General features: G+C 63.3%; 19 protein-coding genes. 10 read left to right on the forward strand and 9 right to left on the reverse strand.

Features of this window, described 5'->3' with window-relative positions; all coding sequences use genetic code 11:
* The first annotated feature begins 14 nt into the window (after window positions 1-14).
* From mshD to RHO23_RS24780, 6 genes are all read left to right on the forward strand, one after another.
* Window positions 15-908 carry a mycothiol synthase gene (gene mshD / locus RHO23_RS24755; protein WP_264922568.1) on the forward strand — a complete coding sequence of 298 codons (894 nt, stop codon included), beginning with the start codon at window positions 15-17 and terminating at the stop codon, window positions 906-908.
* A gap of 168 nt (window positions 909-1,076) precedes the next feature.
* Window positions 1,077-2,216 (forward strand): phosphate ABC transporter substrate-binding protein PstS, encoded by a 1,140-nt coding sequence (gene pstS / locus RHO23_RS24760; protein WP_057965196.1) that lies wholly within the window; start codon window positions 1,077-1,079, stop codon window positions 2,214-2,216.
* Window positions 2,217-2,294: 78 nt separating this feature from the next.
* On the forward strand, window positions 2,295-3,371 hold the full coding sequence (gene pstC, locus RHO23_RS24765; protein WP_064407804.1) for a phosphate ABC transporter permease subunit PstC: 1,077 nt from the start codon (window positions 2,295-2,297) through the stop codon (window positions 3,369-3,371).
* On the forward strand, window positions 3,368-4,276 hold the full coding sequence (pstA, locus tag RHO23_RS24770; RefSeq protein WP_030094255.1) for a phosphate ABC transporter permease PstA: 909 nt from the start codon (window positions 3,368-3,370) through the stop codon (window positions 4,274-4,276). The genes pstC and pstA overlap by 4 nt, the downstream gene beginning before the upstream one ends.
* A 10-nt stretch (window positions 4,277-4,286) precedes the next feature.
* Window positions 4,287-5,063: a phosphate ABC transporter ATP-binding protein PstB gene (gene pstB / locus RHO23_RS24775; RefSeq protein WP_030094256.1), complete on the forward strand. Its 777-nt coding sequence runs from the start codon at window positions 4,287-4,289 to the stop codon at window positions 5,061-5,063.
* 114 nt (window positions 5,064-5,177) lie between these two features.
* A complete protein-coding gene (locus tag RHO23_RS24780; protein WP_423488464.1) occupies window positions 5,178-6,104 on the forward strand; it encodes an NADP-dependent oxidoreductase in 927 nt (308 codons plus the stop codon).
* Window positions 6,105-6,108: 4 nt separating this feature from the next.
* On the opposite strand, the gene phoU is transcribed toward RHO23_RS24780, so the two are convergent.
* From phoU to RHO23_RS24800, 4 genes are all read right to left on the reverse strand, one after another.
* Window positions 6,109-6,786 carry a phosphate signaling complex protein PhoU gene (gene phoU, locus RHO23_RS24785; RefSeq protein ID WP_030094258.1) on the reverse strand — a complete coding sequence of 226 codons (678 nt, stop codon included), beginning with the start codon at window positions 6,784-6,786 and terminating at the stop codon, window positions 6,109-6,111.
* 112 nt (window positions 6,787-6,898) lie between these two features.
* Window positions 6,899-9,208, reverse strand: a complete 2,310-nt coding sequence (locus tag RHO23_RS24790; protein ID WP_264922572.1) for an LCP family protein — start codon at window positions 9,206-9,208, stop codon at window positions 6,899-6,901.
* A 147-nt stretch (window positions 9,209-9,355) separates the two neighbouring features.
* A complete protein-coding gene (dusB, locus tag RHO23_RS24795) occupies window positions 9,356-10,531 on the reverse strand; it encodes a tRNA dihydrouridine synthase DusB (RefSeq protein WP_057965195.1) in 1,176 nt (391 codons plus the stop codon).
* An 11-nt stretch (window positions 10,532-10,542) separates the two neighbouring features.
* On the reverse strand, window positions 10,543-11,547 hold the full coding sequence (locus RHO23_RS24800) for an acyl-ACP desaturase (protein ID WP_030094261.1): 1,005 nt from the start codon (window positions 11,545-11,547) through the stop codon (window positions 10,543-10,545).
* 212 nt (window positions 11,548-11,759) lie between these two features.
* Here RHO23_RS24800 and RHO23_RS24805 point away from each other — a divergent pair, with 212 nt between their 5' ends.
* Entirely contained in the window at window positions 11,760-12,107 is a 348-nt protein-coding gene (locus RHO23_RS24805) for a hypothetical protein (protein WP_064407806.1), read from the forward strand.
* Here RHO23_RS24805 and RHO23_RS24810 read toward each other — a convergent pair.
* Complete coding sequence (locus RHO23_RS24810; RefSeq protein WP_064407807.1) at window positions 12,064-12,717, reverse strand: TetR/AcrR family transcriptional regulator; 654 nt, start codon at window positions 12,715-12,717, stop codon at window positions 12,064-12,066. The two genes, RHO23_RS24805 and RHO23_RS24810, sit on opposite strands and share 44 nt — an antisense overlap.
* Window positions 12,718-12,791: 74 nt before the next feature.
* Between RHO23_RS24810 and RHO23_RS24815 the strand changes: the two genes are divergently transcribed.
* The gene (locus RHO23_RS24815) at window positions 12,792-13,802 is read left to right on the forward strand and encodes an oxygenase MpaB family protein (RefSeq protein WP_064407808.1); all 1,011 of its coding nucleotides are present in this window, start codon (window positions 12,792-12,794) and stop codon (window positions 13,800-13,802) included.
* A gap of 55 nt (window positions 13,803-13,857) precedes the next feature.
* Window positions 13,858-14,532 carry a GAP family protein gene (locus tag RHO23_RS24820; protein WP_423488465.1) on the forward strand — a complete coding sequence of 225 codons (675 nt, stop codon included), beginning with the start codon at window positions 13,858-13,860 and terminating at the stop codon, window positions 14,530-14,532.
* An 8-nt stretch (window positions 14,533-14,540) separates the two neighbouring features.
* Here the strand turns inward: RHO23_RS24820 and RHO23_RS24825 are convergent, their stop codons facing one another.
* From RHO23_RS24825 to RHO23_RS24835, 3 genes are read right to left on the reverse strand one after another with little or no spacing between them, the layout of a single operon-like run.
* A complete protein-coding gene (locus RHO23_RS24825; protein WP_423488466.1) occupies window positions 14,541-15,425 on the reverse strand; it encodes a 3-hydroxyacyl-CoA dehydrogenase family protein in 885 nt (294 codons plus the stop codon).
* Between the two features lie 39 nt (window positions 15,426-15,464).
* Window positions 15,465-16,385, reverse strand: a complete 921-nt coding sequence (locus RHO23_RS24830; protein ID WP_070916659.1) for a hypothetical protein — start codon at window positions 16,383-16,385, stop codon at window positions 15,465-15,467.
* Between the two features lie 27 nt (window positions 16,386-16,412).
* Window positions 16,413-17,306 (reverse strand): 3-hydroxyacyl-CoA dehydrogenase NAD-binding domain-containing protein, encoded by an 894-nt coding sequence (locus RHO23_RS24835; RefSeq protein WP_264922577.1) that lies wholly within the window; start codon window positions 17,304-17,306, stop codon window positions 16,413-16,415.
* 301 nt (window positions 17,307-17,607) lie between these two features.
* Between RHO23_RS24835 and RHO23_RS24840 the strand changes: the two genes are divergently transcribed.
* Window positions 17,608-18,723 carry a PucR family transcriptional regulator gene (locus RHO23_RS24840; protein WP_264922639.1) on the forward strand — a complete coding sequence of 372 codons (1,116 nt, stop codon included), beginning with the start codon at window positions 17,608-17,610 and terminating at the stop codon, window positions 18,721-18,723.
* Here the strand turns inward: RHO23_RS24840 and RHO23_RS24845 are convergent.
* Complete coding sequence (locus RHO23_RS24845; protein ID WP_264922578.1) at window positions 18,720-19,568, reverse strand: SDR family NAD(P)-dependent oxidoreductase; 849 nt, start codon at window positions 19,566-19,568, stop codon at window positions 18,720-18,722. The two genes, RHO23_RS24840 and RHO23_RS24845, sit on opposite strands and share 4 nt — an antisense overlap.
* Window positions 19,569-19,592 lie beyond the last annotated feature (24 nt).

The following is a 19,592-nucleotide window of genomic DNA, read 5'->3' on the forward strand; positions in this document are numbered from 1 at the left end:
ACTAGCGTGGCGGTATGACCGAATGGGTCCCGCTTCTTGATGATCAGCGCCAATTACAGATACGTGAGTTGATCGTCGAGGCCACTCGCGTCGACGGCATTGCCCCGGTGGGGGAGCAGGTGCTGCGGGAGCTGCGTGGAACCGGGGCCAAGCATCTGGTGGCTGAGGACGGCGACGATGTGGCGGGGTACCTGAACTTGGTGCTGCCCGATGAGGGCGCCGCCGACGAGAATGCCACGGCGATGGCCGAATTGGTGGTCGCACCGGAGGCGCGGCGCCGCGGAATCGGCTCGGCGATGATCCGGCTTGCCCTCGCGGAGGGTGGTGACGGTACCCGGATCTGGGCGCATGGCGACCTTCCGCCCGCCCGCACACTGGCCGCGACGCTCGGACTGGTCGCGTTGCGGCGACTGCACCAGATGCGCCGACCGCTGGCAGATCTGCCTGCCATCTCCGCCGATGCGAGTGTCGTAATCCGCCATTATGCTGGGCCCCAAGATGATTCGGATATTCTGCGGGTCAACAATGCCGCATTCGCCTGGCATCCGGAGCAGGGAGGCTGGGGTCAGGACGATCTGTCCGCCCGGTTTGCCGAACCGTGGTTCGATCCGGATGGTTTGTTCCTCGCGCACGATGCGCAAACTGGCAATCTTCTCGGATTTCATTGGACCAAAACGCATTTGGACAAGCCCGGAGTGGGCGAGGTGTATGTCGTCGGGGTTGACCCCGCCGCGCAGGGCCGGGGACTAGGCCATCTGCTGACTCTGGTGGGGCTGCACCATCTGGCCGACGCCGGTCTGGGCACCGTGTTGCTGTACGTCGAGTCGGACAATGGCGCGGCCCTGCGGACATATGAGCGGCTGGGATTTGCGGTGTTCCACACCGACGCGGCATACGGTCGGGCCTGACAAGGCGTTTACCTGCGATAACGACCGGACTGTCAAGTCTGTGAGTTCACTTTCCGTTCACCTGCGGTCGGGTGCCCGTCCATCGTCTGCCTTTAGTTTCCGGGGTGCGCGTAGAAGATCCACCCCCATCACCCGTCTTCCCATCACTCATGCGAGAAAGCGAGAGCCGTGAACCTCAAGGCCGTGAATCTTAAAAGCACCGGCACCACGATCTTCGCGGCAGCCGCCGCGGTCGCCTTGACCGCCGGCCTCGCCGCCTGCGGCAGCGACAACACCACGGGAGGCTCCTCCTCGAGCGCATCGGGCGCTGCTTCCGGCTCGGGTGAGTGTGCGGGCAAGGCCAAGCTGAGCGCCGAGGGTTCGTCGGCCCAGAAGAACGCCTTCGACATCTTCGCCAACGAGTACTCGACCGCGTGCTCCGGCAAGTCGATCAACTACAACCCCACCGGCTCGGGCAAGGGACGCGATAACTTCATCGCCGGACAGGTCGACATCGGCGGCTCCGACTCGGCGCTGTCCGAAGAAGAAGCGGGCAAGGCAAAGGAGCGCTGCAGCGGCAACGAGGCGTGGAACCTGCCCGTCGTCTTCGGCCCAATTGCCTTGGCGTACAACCTTCCCGGTGTCGACAAGCTGGTTCTGAACGCGGACGCGGCCGCCAAGATCTTCACCGGAGCCATCACCACCTGGAACGACCCGGCCATCGCCGCCCTCAACCCGGGTGTGACGCTGCCGGACACCAAGGTCACCCCCGTGTACCGCAAGGACAAGTCCGGTACCAGTGAGAACTTCGGCAAGTACCTCACCACCGCCGCGCCGGAGAGCTGGACCAAGGGCAGCAGCGGTACCTGGGAGGGCGGCGCCGGTGAGAGCGCCGAGAAGTCCTCGGGTGTGGCCGAGAAGGTCAAGGCTCTGCCCGGTGCCATCACCTACGTGGAGAAGGGCTACGCCGACGACCTCAAGATGCCGTACGCCCAGATCGACAGCGGTGCCGGCGCCGTCGCGCTGACCCCGGAGACCGCCGCCGCCTCGGTGGAGACCGCCAAGTTCGCGGGCGAGGGCAACGACCTCAAGCTGGACCTGGCCTCGATCTATGGGACCAAGACAGCCGGCGCCTACCCGATCGTGCTGGCCACCTACGAGATCGTCTGCTCCAAGGGCTACAAGGACGCCGACGTCGCCGCCGCGGTGAAGTCGTTCCTGACGGTCGCGGTGAACCAGGGTCAGAAGGGTCTGGCCGATGTCGGCTACGCCCCGCTGCCCACGCAGTTCAAGTCCCGTCTGGAGACGGCCATCAAGGCGCTCTCTTAGCAGCTGATTCGTCCCCACCCGGTGAGCTTGGGTGACCCGGGTGGGGACGTACCATCAACGACATAGACAGCGAGTTCAATGAGCAGCCAGACCAGCGGGATCGATCCCGTGGGGGTAGCCCGTCCGGCGGATCTTGACGGATCGGTCTTCGAGGAGAAGCCACAACCCATGAGCGACGAGGGCGACCATCAGCCACCCGCCAAGGCCACCAATACGGTCACGAAGACGGTCACCCGTCCCGGCGACCGCATCTTCTCCGGACTCGCCAAGGGGTCAGGTGTATTCGTTGTCGCGCTCATCGGTCTGGTGGCCGTATTCCTGATCCTGCGTGCCGTGCCGGCGCTGAGTAACGACGACGAGAACTTCTTCCTCTACAACGGGCCGTGGCGCACTGACGACACGTCGCACATGCAATTCGGCGTGCTCGATCTGTTCCAGGTCACCGTCTTCGTCTCGGTCTTCGCGCTCTTACTCGCGATGCCGGTGGCTCTGGGCATCGCGATCTACCTGACCGAGTACGCACCCGCGCGGGTGCGTGGCCCGCTTGCCTACGTCATCGACCTACTGGCCGCGGTGCCGTCCATCGTCTACGGCCTGTGGGGCATCTACGTACTGGCTCCGGCGATCGCGCCGGTTGCCCTGTGGCTCAACAGAAATCTCGGATTCATCCCGCTCTTCGCCGATAGCCCCGTGAACATCGGAGGCGGCGGCAACCTGTTCACCGGCGGCATTGTGCTGGCGGTGATGATCCTGCCGATCATCGCGGCCGTGACGCGCGAGGTCTTCATTCAGACCCCCAAGGGGCAGATCGAGGCCGCGCTCGCGCTGGGCGCCACCAAATGGGAAGTGGTGCGCACCACCATCATTCCCTTCGGTACCTCCGGATATATCAGCGGTTCCATGCTGGGGCTCGGCCGTGCGCTGGGTGAGACCATCGCGCTGATGCTGATCCTGTCGGGCACCTCGGTGGCGTTCGGATGGTCGCTGTTCGACAGCGGAAGCACCTTTGCAACCCATATCGCTTCCAACGCATCGGAATTCAATAACGAACTAGAGGCCGGAGCATACATCGCGGCCGGGCTGGTGCTGTTCGTGCTGACATTCCTGGTGAACTCGGCGGCCCGTGCCGTCGTCGGCGGAAAGGGCCGGGCATGACCTCGACTCTCGACAGGCCCGTGAAGGAGCCCGCCTTCCATCCGCTCTCGGGCCGGCGCAAGGCCACCAACGCCCTTGCCACGGTGTTGGTCTCGGCCGCGGTGCTGATCGCGCTGATCCCGCTGGTGTGGGTGCTGTACACGGTGTTCGACCGTGGATTCACCGCCATCCTCAGTGCGGACTGGTGGTTCAAATCGCAGAACATGATGACCAACCGGATCGCGGGCGGCGGCGCCTATCACGCCATCGTCGGCACGCTGTTCCAAGGTCTGTTCTGCGCGATCATCTCGGTGCCCATCGGCATCTTCGTGGCCATCTACCTGGTCGAGTACGGTGCGAACTCCCGGTTGGCCAAGGTCACCACGTTCATGGTCGACATCCTGACCGGTGTGCCGTCCATTGTCGCCGCGCTCTTCATCTATGCCCTATGGGTGGCCACGCTCGGGCTGCCGCGGTCGGGCCTTGCGGTCTCACTGGCTTTGGTGCTGTTGATGATTCCGGTGGTGGTGCGTTCCTCGGAGGAAATGCTCAAGATCGTCCCGAATGATCTGCGCGAGGCCTCCTTTGCTCTGGGCGTGCCCAAGTGGAAGACCATCGCGCGCATCGTGCTGCCGACGGCACTCTCGGGTGTGGTCACCGGTGTGATGCTGGCGCTGGCACGCGTCATGGGCGAGACCGCGCCGCTGCTCGTGCTCGTCGGTTACAGCAAGCTGATCAACTACGACATGTTCGGCGGGGAGATGGCCTCACTGCCGGGCATGATGCTCGATCAGCGCAGTGGTTCGGTGGTGGGTCTTGCCGAGTCCCGGCTCTGGGGCGCTGCCCTCACCCTCATCTTGTTGGTCGCGATTCTCAACGTGATCGCCAAACTCATTTCGCGTTTCTTCGCGCCCAAAAAGGTCTAGGAAGGTAGTCATGGCCAAGCGTCTCGATCTGAAGGACGTCAACATCTACTACGGCAAGTTTCATGCCGTTCAGGATGTCGCGCTGTCGGTTCCGCCTCGCAGCGTGACGGCGTTCATCGGCCCGTCCGGTTGCGGCAAGTCGACGGTGCTGCGCACCCTCAACCGGATGCACGAGGTGACGCCCGGTGCCCGTGTCGAGGGTTCGGTGCTGCTCGATGGAGCCGACATCTACGGTGCCGGGGTTGACCCGGTGTCGGTGCGTAAGACCATCGGCATGGTGTTTCAACGGCCAAACCCATTCCCCACCATGTCGATTCGCGACAACGTGGTGGCCGGCCTGCGGTTGCAGGGTGTGCGCAGCAAGAAGACCCTTGACGAGGTCGCTGAGCGTTCGCTGCAGGGCGCCAACCTGTGGAACGAGGTCAAGGACCGTCTCGACCGCCCGGGCGGCGGGCTCTCCGGTGGTCAGCAGCAGCGTCTGTGCATCGCCAGAGCCATCGCCGTGCAGCCGGACGTGCTGCTGATGGACGAGCCGTGCTCGGCCTTGGACCCCATCTCCACGCTGGCTATCGAGGATCTGATCTCCGAGCTCAAGCAGGAGTTCACCATCGTCATCGTCACGCACAACATGCAGCAGGCCGCGCGCGTCAGTGATCAGACCGCGTTCTTCAACCTGGAGGCCGCAGGCAAGCCGGGCATGCTGGTGGAAATCGACGACACCGAGAAGATCTTCTCCAACCCCAGCCAGAAGGCCACCGAGGACTATATCTCCGGTCGTTTCGGCTGAGCCAGATCGCACGATTGGCGCCGAGTCTGCATCTCACGACGGTTTTGTGCCTCGAAACGTCGTGAAATGCAGACTCGGCGGAATACCTAGGGCCGTGCGACTGTCTTAGTCGGCATGACAAAGGCAGTGCAGTTCGACCAGTACGGCGATATCGATGTCATGCAGGTGCGTGAGGTGCCGCGTCCGGTACCCGGGCCCACGGACGTGCTTGTGCAGGTGCGTGCCGTGGGAATCAACCCCGGTGAGGCGAAGATCCGTACCGGGATGCTGCACGATCGGTTCCCTGCGACCTTCCCCTCCGGGCAGGGCAGCGACCTAGCGGGTGTCGTGGTGGAGGTCGGTCACAGCGTGGCGCGTTTTGCACCAGGGGACGAGGTGTTCGGCTATACCGACGATCGGGCCAGTCACGCCGAGCTCGTCGTTGTTCCGGCCAGCCAGCTGGTGACCAAGCCCGAGAGTTTGTCGTGGGAGGTGGCAGGCAGTCTGTTCGTGGCGGGTACCACCGCCTACGCCGCGGTCGGTTCGGTTGATCTGGCTCCGGGTGACGTGGTCGCCGTCTCTGGCGCGGCGGGTGGAGTGGGCACCATCGCCGTACAGCTCGCCAAGGCCGCTGGTGCGACCGTGATCGGTATCGCGGGGCCGGGTAACGACGAGTGGCTCACCGCGCATGGCGTCATCCCGGTCAACTACGGCGACGGGCTGGCGGACCGCATCAAGGCAGCAGCGCCCGAGGGGCGGGTCGACGCCTTCCTCGACCTCTTCGGCGGGGGCTACGTGGAGCTGGCGCTCACTGAGCTTGGAGTGGAGCTGCGGCGAATCGACACCATCATCGACTTCGCGGCGATCGAGCGATACGGCGTGCAAAGTGTGGGAAACGCCGAAGGCGCCTCCGCGCAGGTGCTCGCCGAGCTGGCCGCACTGATTGTCGACGGAAAGCTGGATGTGATTGTCGCGCAGACGTTCCCGCTGGACGAGGTGCGCAATGCGTACGAACTTCTAGAGCGGCAGCACACCCGGGGAAAGATCGTTTTGGTGCCTTAGCCGCTCAGAGCGACGTCAGGTGGTCGTGGCCCTGTCCCTCGGGCGGCAGGGTGCCGGTCACCTGGAAGATGACCCGGCGGGCGACCTCGACCGCGTGGTCGGCGAAGCGCTCGTAGAAGCGGCCCAGCAGCGTCACGTCGACGGCGGCGGCCACTCCGTGCTTCCACTCGCGGTCCATGAGCACGGTGAACAAATGCCGGTGCAGGTCATCCATCGCATCGTCTTCCTCGTTGATGCGAGCGGCCTTCTCCGGGTCGCGAGTCAGCAGCACCTCTTGCGCACTGTTACCCAAATCGACCGCGACGCGGCCCATTTCGGCAAAGTATCCGTTGACCTCTTCGGGCAGTGCGTGCTGCGGATGGCGGCGCCGGGCGATCTTGGCGACGTGCAGCGCCAGAGCGCCCATCCGGTCCACGTCGGCGACGATCTGGATGCTGCTGACAACCTCGCGGAGGTCTCCGGCCACGGGAGCCTGCAGGGCCAAGATGGCGAAGGCGTTTTCCTCGGCGGCGGCGCTCATCGCGGTGATCTGCTCGTGGTCGGAGATGACCTGCTCGGCGAGCACGAGATCGGCCTGCAGCAGTGCACGAGTGGCCCGCTCCATGGCGGCTCCGGCCAACCCACACATCTCCCCCAGCTGTGCCGATAGTGAGGACAGCTGCTCCTGAAACGCGGTACGCATGGATCAAGCCTACGGACCCGCCGTCGTTGAGTCATGGCCCTGGCGTGAACGGCGAGTGAATGCCGCCACAGGTTCCGTGAAAGAAACTGATATCAGCGTCTAAATAGACGGACTATCCGCAGGTAGCGTCGCCGGCGTTGACGACCGTCAGGTCCATGGGGAGCTCGGCGGGCGCCATCGCGCCCGAGGACAGCTGTAACGGCACGGTCGAGCCGGCGGCGGGCGGAGCCTGCAAGTTCGCGGTGGAGGCGTAGTCACTGCCGAGGACCACACGCACGGTGGTTTGCGCGCCGTTGATTCGCTGGAGCTTGGCACCGCCGAAGGAGGCGGCAACGGTCGCGGCCTGCTGCTCGTGCCCCGGCGAGAAAAAGACTGTGGTGGAGGGCAGAGCGGACGGATAGTCGTCGGTAGTGGTGATGCCGAATCCATAGTGGGTCAGTTGGCTCGCAGCCGACGCTGCCAGGCCCGTTTGGCCCGTGCTGTTGGACACGTGAACATTGATCTCGCTGGGCTCGGTGGTCACCAGATCGACAGGCTCACTTGGTGTGGCGGCCGGAGTTGGTGTGGCGGTGGATGTTTCGCCGAGTTCGCTTGCTGCTCCGTGCTCGCTGGACGCCAACGTGGTGTCCTGGGTGGTGGTGCCGGGCATCGGAACGCGGGTGCCGTCGGGCTGCAGCTCACCGGGCAGCGGATCGTCATTGATGATGGCGTCGAAGATCTTTCGGATATCCGTGGTGCGGGGCGTCTCATTGCCTTCGGAATCGGTGCCGTCGGTCGGCACCGTCAGGAAGGTGATTCGGCCGGCCTTCACGTCCTGGAGCGACTGACCCAGGTCCACAAGGTCTTTGGTCCTGATGTTGTCGACGTAGGAGTCGTCGATGAAGGTGTTCACCACGTTGTTGAGCTTGCTCAACGAGAAGAACGTGTTGTGCGAGATCATCGAACGAAGCAGGGACGACAGGAACAACTGCTGGCGTTTGATGCGTCCGTAGTCGCCGTTGTATTCGGTGGTGACCTGGCGTGCGCGCACGTACTGCAGGGCGGTGTGCCCGTCAATCGTTTGGCGCCCAGCGTTTTCCAGCACGGTGCCCAGCTCGTAGTCTTCGATCGGCGTGGGCGTGCACACCTCGACGCCGCCGAGCGCGTCGACCATCTTGGAGAAGCCGGCGAAGTCCACCCCGAGGAAGCGGTTGATGTTCAACCCCGACATCTTCTGGATGACCTTGACCAGGCATTTGGGTCCGCCGAATGCGAATGCCGAATTGAGTTTGGTTTCGGTGTACGCCTTATCGGGTCCGTAGGACCGGGTGTCTTCGTTCCAGACCTCGCACAGTGTCGGCTGGATCGCCAGGTCGCGCGGGAAGGAGACCACCGCGACACGCTTACGGTTCGCCGGGATGTTGACCAACATGATGGTGTCCGAGCGGGTGCCTTCGGCATCGGAGGTGTCTCCGGCTCCCATGCTGCTGTTGGCCCCTGCCCGGGTATCCACGCCGATGATCAGGAAGTTCTCGTCGCCGTATTGAGCGTTGGGATCGCGAATATCGTGAGAGTTGGGGTCCAGCGCCTCGACGCGGTTGAGTCGGTTGTTCTTGACATTGCTCCACTGCCACGCACCGCCAGTCAGAGCCAGGGAGCACACCGCGACGACGGCGGCGATGGAGCGTCCGAGGTAGATGGGCCGCCGCGAGCGCTTGGGTTCAGGTTCCCGAACAGAGGCTTCCGGATTGCCCACCCGGATCGGGATGGCGCGGGTGTCGATGTTGTCGTCCAGATTCGATGCCCGGACGCGGCGTGCGGCGGCCTTGTCGTAGAGGGGGGCGTCGTCGGGGTAGTCCACAAAGTCGGGGTGCTCATCGACCGGTTCATCGGGGTGGTGATCGAGATGGGGCATGTCCTGCGGCACCTGCGGCAGGACATCGGTGTGGCTCTCGTCGGCGATCGGGCCGGGAGCGGGCTCCTCGGCGCGGTCCTCGTCCTCTGAGCGGGCGTGCCGCCGCGATCGGCGCCCACCGCCAGCACCCTCGCGGGCCAGGAGGTCGGCCACGGACAGGGAGTGCGAGCCGGTCTCGTGTGCCGACGGCGCGGTCTCCTCCGGCGCAGGAGTTGGCTTGGCTCCGCTGGGAGCCGGTCGGGGAGGCCGTGCGGCCGGTCTGGGTGCGGGCCGGGGAGAACGCGACGACGGCTCGGCGCGCAGCGTCTCGCGCACCGACTGCTCGATCTCCAAGCGCCGGGTCCACTCGTCGTCGGTGGGGTCAGGCAGCGAGTGATTCAGCGCCGGCGGTGGTGTCCACGGTGTGTTGGATCGTTCCGGCGCCACGTCGATGTCAGGATGACTGCCAACGGGCTCGATGGCGCGTTCCCATGGGGCCGCGCCATATGCGCGTGGTTGGGCAGGAGTGGCGTTGGGGCCATCACCCATGTTCAACCTCGCTTAAAACGTCTGGACAGTTGCAAGTACACGGCACACCGGCAGCACATAGCGCCGTGCCCGGGGCACGGTCGTCGTCACATGCTACTGAGCATTGCCGCAGATCACCATGCCCAGTGACCGAGATGTGACCCCACGTCACCCGCCAGAGTGCATGACATCGGCGGCCGAGGGAACAGTGCAATCGTCGGGGTCATTGAGCCAGCCATCGGGTAGCGACACCTTGCCCGGTGACCCCTGGCGCCCGCGGGGGCCGTTTCCGCCTTCGGGGAAAGGAGCCGTGGCGTCCAGCTGATGGAGAAGGGTGTCCAGCTCGGCGAGGGTACTGACGAGTGCGAGCGCCCGGCGGAGGTCTCCACCGGCCGGGAAGCCGTGCAGATACCACGCGATGTGCTTGCGCATATCGCGCAACGCCTTGTCCTCCCCAAAATGGTCGACGAGCAACACCGCATGACGCCGCATGATGTCCGTGACCTGACCGAGATTCGGGGGCTCGGGAATCGTCTGACCGTTGAATACGGCACTCAACTCGGCGAAGAGCCAGGGGCGGCCGAGGCAACCGCGACCGATGACAACACCGTCGCAGCCCGTCTGCTCCATCATCACGACCGCATCGGCGGCATCGAAAATGTCGCCGTTCCCGAGGACGGGGATGGTTGTGACGTGATTCTTGAGTGCGGCGATCTGGTTCCAGTCGGCGGCCCCGGAGTAACGCTGCGAGGCGGTGCGCGCGTGTAGTGCGACGGCCGCGGCGCCCTCTGCCTCGGCGATGGCTCCGGCATCCAGATGGGTGTGGTGGTCGTCGTCGATGCCGACGCGGAACTTGACCGTCACCGGTATGTCGGTGCCCTCGGTGGCCCGTACGGCGGCGGAGACGATCTGGCCGAACAGTCGCCGTTTGTAGGGAAGCGCGGCGCCTCCGCCATTTCGGGTGACCTTGGGTACCGGGCAGCCGAAGTTCATATCGATGTGGTCGGCGAGATTCTCGTCGACCACCATCTTGGCGGCGCGGTAGGTCGTTTCCGGATCCACCGAGTAGAGCTGCAGCGAGCGTGGCGACTCTTCGGGGGAGAAGGTCGTCATGTGCAGGGTGACGGGGTGGCGTTCGGCGAGTGCCCGCGCGGTCACCATCTCGCAGACATACAGTCCGCTCACGGTGCCGGTGGTGGCCAGCTCGAGCTCCCGGCACAACGTCCGGAACGCCACGTTGGTGACACCCGCCATCGGCGCCAGTACGACCGGGCTAGGCAATGCCAAAGACCCGATCCGCAGTTCGCGGGATCGGGCCTTCGGGAGGTCGACGGATGCGGTCACGTGTCAGTCGATTAGACGCTGACCGCTTCCCTGGCCGCCTTGGCGGCGTTGCGTTCGGCGCGTTTGGCCTGGCGCTCCAGGTACTTGGCCTTGACTTCCTCGAAGTCTTCGGAGGTCTTCCTGAGGTCGCCGATGATGCGTTCGACACCCTCGCGGTACTCGTCGCCCTCGCCGTTGATGTCGTCACGATCGAAGATGCGCCACTTGCGCAGCACCGGCAGCACCACCTCATCGAGGTGAGACTGCGGGTCGTAGACACCGCCGGTGGCGATGGTAACCGCGTTACGGCGGAAGCCCGGAATCGTGTAGCCGGGCATCTTGAAGTTGTCGAGCACCCGGAAGATGGACTTCATGGCCTGGTTCGGGGCGATCTTGAGACCGGCCTCGACCATGTTGCGGTAGAAGATCATGTGCAGGTTCTCGTCGGTGGAGATGCGCTTGAGCAGCTCATCGGCGATGGGCTCGGCGCAGGCCTTACCGGTGTTGCGGTGCGAAACACGGGTGGCCAGCTCCTGGAAGGTCACGTACACCACCGAGTCGAACAGGCTCTCGGCGAAGAGCTCCTCGCCGCCCTGCCGGTTCTGGCCGGGGGAGAAGCCGCGGGTCATCTGCTCCACGCGCAGCTTCTCGAGTTCGAACGGGTCCACCGAACGGGTCACCACCAGGTAGTCGCGGATGGCGATGCCGTGGCGGTTCTCCTCGGCGGTCCACCGGTTCACCCAGGTGCCCCACGGTCCGTCCATGGTGAAGTTCATGGCGATCTCGCGGTGATACGAGGGCAGGTTGTCCTCGGTGAGCAGGTTGGTGATCATGGCGACCTTGGCCACCTCGGAGAGCTTGGACTGCTCAGGATCCCAGTCCTGGCCGCCTAGGGCCTTGTAATTTTTGCCCTCTGACCAGGGGACATAGTCATGCGGGTTCCAGTCCTTGGTGACGCCGAGGTGGCGATGGACATTCTCCTCGACCACGGGCTCAAGCTCATGGAGCAGCTCCAGGTCGGTGAATTCCTTCTGCATGGACATCCCTCAGGTTCGACAGAGTTATCTGTATCTGGAAGTTGCAGTCAATATATCTGTAAACGGCGGTTGCATACAAGTGGACGAACTGTGGCGCACAACAACCTGCCCGCGGGCCCTCTGGCGTGGGGATAAAGGCATTTCTCGCTCGAGCTGCGAGGCCTGCACACCCGCAGTATGCTTGCTGACAACCCAAGGTGGAGGTGTAACCAGTGAAGTCTGTAGTCAACGCGGCCATTGTCACGGTTGCGGGTGCGGGTTTTTCGTTGGCGATGGCTGGGCTGGCCCATGCGGGTGGTCCGACCGATACCACCGGGCAGTTCTACAGCGACGCCTCCTCGACCCTCAAGGGTGAGGGCTACACGGTCGTTGTGGCCGGTCGCTCCGGTGATCAGGTAGGCCTGGACAACTGTCTTGTCTCGCACCAGGAAGCATTCACCGTCAAGAAGGGTCAGGACGACCGCGGAAAGATGGTTCATGTGACCCTGCGCTGCTACAAGGCAGAGGTCGCGGCGGCTAAGAAGGCTGCCGAGGAGAAGGCGAAGTCTGCGGCGGCGTAGTCGGCCCCGTCGTTGTCGTCGGCGCCGAGTTCGCGCCCTGTAGCAGTATCTGTACGCAGTAATCCACGAACCGCTGGCGTTCCACCTTCAGCTCCTCATTCAGGTATCCCCTGAAAAGGCTTGTCAGCGCACCGACCAAACTGGTCGCGACCAGTTGTTGCTGCACCTCGTCGGCCAGATTGGTACTGAGCTTTCCCTGCAACAACGCGACGAATCGCGGCAGCCAATCGTAACCGGACTCCGAGAGCGTTGGCTCAAATGTCGGCGCTATCAAGAGAACTCGCCCCATGGTGGGTTCGTCCACCATCAGCCGGACGAACGCGTCGACACCTTCGTGTGCCGACCGCGCGCCGCTGAGCGCTTCGATCGCACGAAATCCCACGTGGTCGTAGACCGCCCGGACAAAGGTGTCGCGGTCGGAGAAGTTCTCGTAGAAGTACCGTTCGGTCATGCCGGCGGATCGACATACGGCACGGACGGTGACGGCAGGCCGTGGGCTCACGCCGAGTAGCCGCACGCCGGCTGCCATGAGCTCGCGCCGCCGCTCATCGGCGCGCTCGGCCGCCGAGATACCCGCCCAGCTACGTCGCTGCGCTTGACCGTTCGTCACGGGCCTCCTAATCTGATACCAAAGTTGACAACCTTGATTGTCACTATACTTCGAACTGCAATGGAGCGTTCCGAATGGTCAACGATATGTCCGAGCTCGCCCAGTCTGCCGCGGAATCCGGTGCGTTCGTGTCGGGCTGCCCGGTGAGTCATGGCGCGGCCTCGTCGACCACCGTGCCGCTTGGCCCGGAATCGTTGACGTGGAAGTACTTCGGCGATTGGCGTGGGGTGCTGCAAGGCCCCTATGCCGGGTCCATGCAGAACATGCATCCACAACTGGGCGCGGCCGTCGAACAGCACTCCTTGTTCTTCCGGGAACGTTGGCAGCGGCTCCTGCGCTCGTTGTATCCGATCGGTGGCGTCGTGTTCGACGGGGATCGCGCACCGATGACGGGTGCCGAGGTGCGCGACTATCACGTCAACATCAAGGGAGTCGACGATCAGGGGCGCCGGTACAGCGCACTCAATCCGGACGTCTTCTACTGGGCGCACGCGACCTTCTTCATGGGCACGATCGTCGTCGCGGACTGGCTCAGCGGCGGTATCGGTGAGGCCGAGAAGCGTCAGCTCTTCGATGAGCACATCACGTGGTACCGGATGTATGGCATGAGTATGCGGCCGGTGCCGAAGACCTGGGAGGATTTCCAGGAGTACTGGGATCACATGTGCACCAACGTCTTAGAGGACAACAAGGCCACGCGCGATGTGCTTGACCTGTCCACTTTGGCGGTGCCGCCGTTTGCGCCCTGGATTCCCGAGGGGCTGTGGCGGTTCCAACGGCGTTTGGTGGCGCCGATGTTTGTCTGGCTGACCGTTGGGCTGTACCACCCGGCCGTTCGGGAACGTTTCGGCTACACCTGGTCTGCGCGCGACGAATGGTGGCACCGAAAGTTCGGGCAGGCCGTAAACGTGCTCTTCAAGTTCGTGCCCGAGCGCAAGCGCCGTCACCCCCGGGCCCGCGCCGGATGGGATCGCGCGGTTGGGCGTACACCGGCGGATGCGCCGCTGCCGCAGACCCCGGACCGCAACCTGCCACCGCTGGATACCTGGGGCAGCCCCAACCACTACAACCCCAAGGTGTCATAGCCGTTGTTCGCCTTTCGCCGGTGACAGCGCGGTCTACCTGCCATGATTTCTGCTCATGGCAGGAAGTTGGGGCTCTGTCCTTACCGGACTCGTTCCGCTCGGATTGGTTGTCGCGCTCTCGCCGATCACCGTCATCCCGGCAGTGTTGGTCTTGCAAGCGCCACGGCCACGGCCGAGTGGGCTTGCCTTCCTAGCCGGATGGCTCTTCGGCCTCGCCGCGCTCACGGCGCTGTGTGTCTCGGCCACAGGTTTACTCGGCGGGCTACACCGATCGGCGCCGAACTGGGCCTCATGGGTGCGGGTGGTCCTCGGATCGGCGCTGATCCTGTTCGGTATCTATCGATTGCTGACCCGGCATCATCACACCGACTCACCAGCCTGGATGCGAACGTTCTCCACCATCGGCCCGGCCCGGGCGGCGATCACCGGGACGGCCCTGGTGCTGGTGCGGCCGGATGTCCTGTTCATTTGCGTCCCAGCTGGATTGGCGATTGGTGCCAGTGGGCTGGATCTCGCTGATCGGTGGACGGCAGCAGCGTTCTTTGTCGTTGTCGCCGCCTCGACCGTCGCTATCCCGATACTGGCCTACGCGGCGGCGGGCCACCGGCTCGATGACACGATGAGCCGGCTCAAGGATTGGATGGAGAAGAACAACGCCGCCCTGATGGCCACCATCTTGATCGTGATCGGTGTGATGGTGCTATACAACGGAATTCACGCGTTGGCCTGAGGCCGTGTTCAGCCGCGTGACGGCTTCGGGTAGTCGTTGTAGAACCCCTCACCGGATTTCACGCCCAGCTTGCCGTCATCTACATATCGCTGCAGAAGGTCCCGCGATGTGGTGGGGATATGGGGGAAGTGCTTGATGTAGTTTTCTTCGATGTCCAGTGCGACATCGAGGCCTACCTGATCGATCGCGCGAAACACACCCACCGGGCTCATGTGTGCAGCGACCCAGATCCGGTCGAATTCTGTCGGTGTCGAAACACCCTCGGCGACAACGGCCAAGGCTTCCCGCTTGATGGCAGCCCACACCCGATTGATGATGAAACCAACACTTTCCGTGCGTGCGACGGCCGTGACGAAGCCGTGCGTAGGCAGCTCTGCACTAAGGATGTCGAAGATCCGTTCATCGGTCTGCCCATCGGTCATCAGCTCGGCCTGCGGCGCTTCGGGAGGCTGGCCGTAGTGGGTGTTCAGAAATCTTTCTGGGTGTTTGACCTTGCCGATGAGCTCGCTGCTCATGAAGGACGACGAGTTGGTGCCGATGATCGCGTCGGGTGCGGCGATGTCATCGAGCTGGCCGAGGATATCGATTTTGAGTGCCTGCACCTCGGGAACGGATTCGACAACATACCAAGCGTCTTTCACCGCGCTGGGCAGATCGGTGAAGAACTCGACACTCGCCGGTGTGGCGCCCACATCGGCTCTGGCTTTGACCAATTCCGGAATTCTTTGATCGAGGAATTCCTTGGCCGACTTCAGTGAGTCCTCGGATACGTCGTAGAGATGCACCGTGCCGCCACGCGTTGCGAAGGTGAGGGCGATGCGGCGGCCGAGTGTGCCCGCTCCCAAGACGGTGACGGGTCGATTGGCGATGTTTGTCGGGGGTGAGTACGTCATGTTTTGTTCCGATCTATGTTGACGATTGGCGAGTTTCGTTTAGATTCCAACGATTCCGGTGAGGTTGCCTTCGACTTTCGCGAACGAGCGCTCGCCGCTGCCGTCGAGGTTGACGGCCCGGATTTCTCCCGCCATGTCGCTCACGTAGGCGATGCCGGCTTCCTTGTCGATTGCCAGGCCGATCGCTTCGCTGAATCCCGAAGCGAGAATCGTGACCTCTCCACCTCCCTGTCCGGGTGCAGGAATCTTGGCTCTGTTCAACGTATTGCCCAAGGGCGCTGCGCCGCGGTCGGTCCAGTAGATCAATCCGGCGTCAAGATCTAGTTCGATGTCGATCGGCTCGGGCAGGGCGGTCCAGAGCACCTCTATGTCTCGGTGCTGTGGAGTCTGTCCGTAGGGGATCTCCAAGGAAGTTCTAAAGATCCGTCCATCGCCGCCCTTGGTAGGGCCCTTCTGCGTCCAGTACAGAAGTCCGTTTTGTTCGTCGACCGCTACGCCGACGCAGTGATTGCGAACTATGTTGCGGTCCGATTCGTTCACCGCGACGGTCACCTCGTCGCGTAGGTCACTGCCGTCCAGCCGCGCGCTGCGGACAGCCGCGCCCTCGCGATCGGACCAGTACAGCCGTCCGAGTGACCACGCTGCCGAAAGTTGTTTACCAGTAACAAAACTTCCTGTTGGCAGGAGGTAGGATCGCTCGGTTCCATCGATGGCTGCTCGCTCGATGGAACCGTTCTTTCCGTAGAAGTCGAGGTTGTGCTCGGTAAGGGGTTGGTTGGCATCGGTGAGCGTGGGCACGCCCATGTTGGTCCAGTAGATGTTCTGCCGCGCGGGGTCGACGACTATGCCGTCGGGCAGTTCGTTGAGTTCGGTCACCAATTCCGTGGGTTCTCCACCCGAGACGGGGAACTTCAGGATCGCCCTCTGGAGCTGATTCAGGGCAAGAAGGTGTCGAAACATGCTGTTCTCCTTGGGATGTCGTGCTATTCAGGCATCTAGTTGATGTAGTGCCGCCAAGATCGCACGGGTGCGTTCGTTGCGTCGCGTCAGTAGCCGGTGGTAGTTCTCGTCGCCGGTCCCGTAGGCGGTGTCGATTGCTTCGAGGAGCTGTTCGATGATCTGTGGGTCCGATGGGGGAGTTCCCGGCGTGATCTTGCCTACCTCGGCACCGAGGCCCTTATACAGATGCCGCGCGCCCTCCGGGCCGCCGCCCAGTGCGTTTCCTTCGAACAATCCTGTTGCGGCCCAGCGTAAGCCAAGCGAGTTCTGGAGGGCGAAGTCGAGGTCCGGGACGCTGACCACACCGTCCGCGACGAGGTACAGGGCCTCGCGCGTGAGTGCTACCTGGAGCCGGTTGGCGACAAAACCGGGGACCTCGCGACGAATCACGATCGGCGCGCGGCCCAGAGCTCGATACAGTTCGAGGGCGGTCTGAAGCGTGGAATCACTCGTATGCGCTCCGGGAACCACCTCAACGAGAGGCATCAACTCGGGCGGGTTGAAAGGATGACCGACAACGATGCGGTCGCTTGCATCGAGGCCGTCGGCGATGAGCGTCGCGCCGATCGAGGAACTTGAGGTGGCCAACACCGCGTGCTCGGGGGCCGACTCCAGGAACTGGCCGAATAGGTCGTGCTTGACGGCTAGGCGCTCGGGACCGTTTTCTTGGACCAAGTCTGCTTCGGCGACGACCTCGGCGAGTGTGTGGCTCGCGAACACGTCGGGGTCACCTGCGCCGAAGGTTGCTTCAACCACCGCATCGAGGTCCTCGCGGGGATCGGTTATACCAACGCGCCACCCATGGTCACGGGCCAGCCGTGCCCACGACAGTCCGATGACGCCGGCACCGACGACTGCCATGGTCTTCTGCTGATCGCTCATTGTTCCTCCTGCCTCTTGTGTGGCGTAGCAACGGCAGATTCCGGTTCTTGCCTTGCCACGTGTCCGCGGCTATCCGGGTGACGCCTCACCGTGCTCTATCGACTTGATTCTGACTCTACGAACAACGTATCTAGCTCTAAGTCGCACGTCGATGGTGTATAGGCCAAGATTGATTGTCCATTTGAACAATCTGTGGCGTGGGCGAAGCAGTAGCCTGGTCACCGTGGGTGAGTCACTGTCGGACGCCGCGAAGGCAAATCTGAATGTTGTCGGACGTCAGCTGCTTGTTCGAGTGGATGAGATGTGCGCCGAACAATGTCGGATCATTCGCGAACGCGTCGCCGCATACCGGGATCCTGCGCTGGTCACCGATGACGATCTGTTCGCGGCCGGCCGTGACCAGATGGTGTTCGTCTTGGAGGTAATGGGAGCGGGAACTCCCGATACGAGTGTGGCGGGGCGGGTTGGCAGACTGCGCGCAGAACAAGGGGTGCCGTTGGCCGACGTGATGTCGGCCTACCGGGCCGGGGGCCAATTTCTATGGGACCAAATATTGCAGGCGATTGACGCAGCCGGCTTGTCACGGCAGGAATTGCGGGCCGCAGCTTCACAGGCGTGGCAGAACCAAGACATCTATACCGACGCGATGGCCGAGGGGTACCGCGAGGTCGTCGTCGAGCAGCTCATCCACCGGGATCAGGAACGTTCTGCGCTGGTAGGTGGGCTTATCGACGGCCGCCTACCAGCGGGCATGACCGCAGGGGATGCGGCACATCTACTCGGGCTACCGGAATCTGGGTGCTTCGTCGTGGTTGCCATTGATTCGGGGCCGCTCGACTACCGCGCGTTGCGTGCTGCGGAGAAGACCCTGGGCGACCGTGGTTTTGCCTCAGCATGGCGGGTTGAACCCGATATGCAGGTGGGAGTCGTTGCGCTCGTTATGCGTTCGCGGCTCGGAGAGCTGGGCGAAGCGCTACGCGGTCTTGTCGTGCAGCGAATAGGGGTTAGCCCGGTATATGACGGCTACCCTCCGCATGGTTCGGCTCTGAACTATGCGAAGGCCGCTTTGTTGGCGGCCACGGGGGACGAGGCGGTTTTGGCGTTCGACGTGAATCCCTATGCGATAGCGGCGGTTACCGATCCACCGACCATGGAGCGATACTGCGATCTGGTGTTAGGTGGCCTCGGTGACATTGGTGCCGCGGATCGGCAATTGCTCGTGAGCACCTTTCAGCAGTGGGTCACCTGTGACGGTTCCATTCCGGCCACTGCAGGGGCGATGTTCTGCCATCCCAACACCGTGCGGTATCGGTTGCGCAGGCTCAAGCAACTGACGGGACGCGATATCGCTCGCCCCCGTGACATCGCCGAGCTGCATCTCGCCATCGAAGCCGAGCGCCGCCTGAACCTTTCCTAGCCGCGGACCGGCAACGGCTCGACACCGACGAGCTCGCAACTCTTGGCATACAGGTCGTCCTGCGCCGCTTGATTTTTGGTGTAGCGCCGAACCGGGCTCGGTGTTTGTGCGGCGAGGTATTCCCCATTGCGTCCGCGGTGCACTTCCGACACCGCCATGTCGGTGATCAGCTGACTCGGCCGCTCCGGTGTGATCAGCGCCAGCATCACCACTGACCGCACGGGCTGCGGTATCTCGCGCCAAATGTCGGATCTGACATTACCGGGATGCAGTGCGTTCGACGTGACACCTTTGGGGAGACGGCGGGCCAGCGCATTGCTGAACAGAAGATTGCCCATCTTGGACTGCGCATAGGCAGAAAAAGTGAAGTAGAAACGCCTTCCTCGCCAGGTGTTTTCGTTGATTCTGCCCACGCTGTGGGCGACCGAAGCCAGATGGATGATGCGGGCATCGCCGGTCGGTGCGGCCTGCAACTGAGGAAGCAACAGGTGCGTCAGCAAGAAGGGGCCCAGATAATTGGCTCCCCACTGCAGCTCGTAACCATCCTCGGTTTTCGACTGGCGCATGGGCGAGGCGCCGGCATTGTTGATCAACACATCGACCTGGGGATGCTGCGCTGCCAGCTCACCGGCGAAACGTCGGATGTGCCCGAACGAAGACAAATCCAGCGACAAGACGTCGACTCGAGCGCCCGGCGTCGCTTCCAGGATTTGATCGCGGGCGGCGTTGGCCTTCGCTTGATTGCGGCACGCCATGACGATGGTGTGCCCATCCGCGGCCAATCGGTGCGCACTGGCCAGGCCGATTCCGGCGTTGGCGCCGGTGATGACGATCGTCTTGGGCATGCCCACTCCTCGCTGAGATGGCTA

This window comes from Mycobacteroides sp. PCS013 (assembly GCF_049532645.1).
GTDB lineage: Bacteria > Actinomycetota > Actinomycetes > Mycobacteriales > Mycobacteriaceae > Mycobacterium > Mycobacterium gwanakae.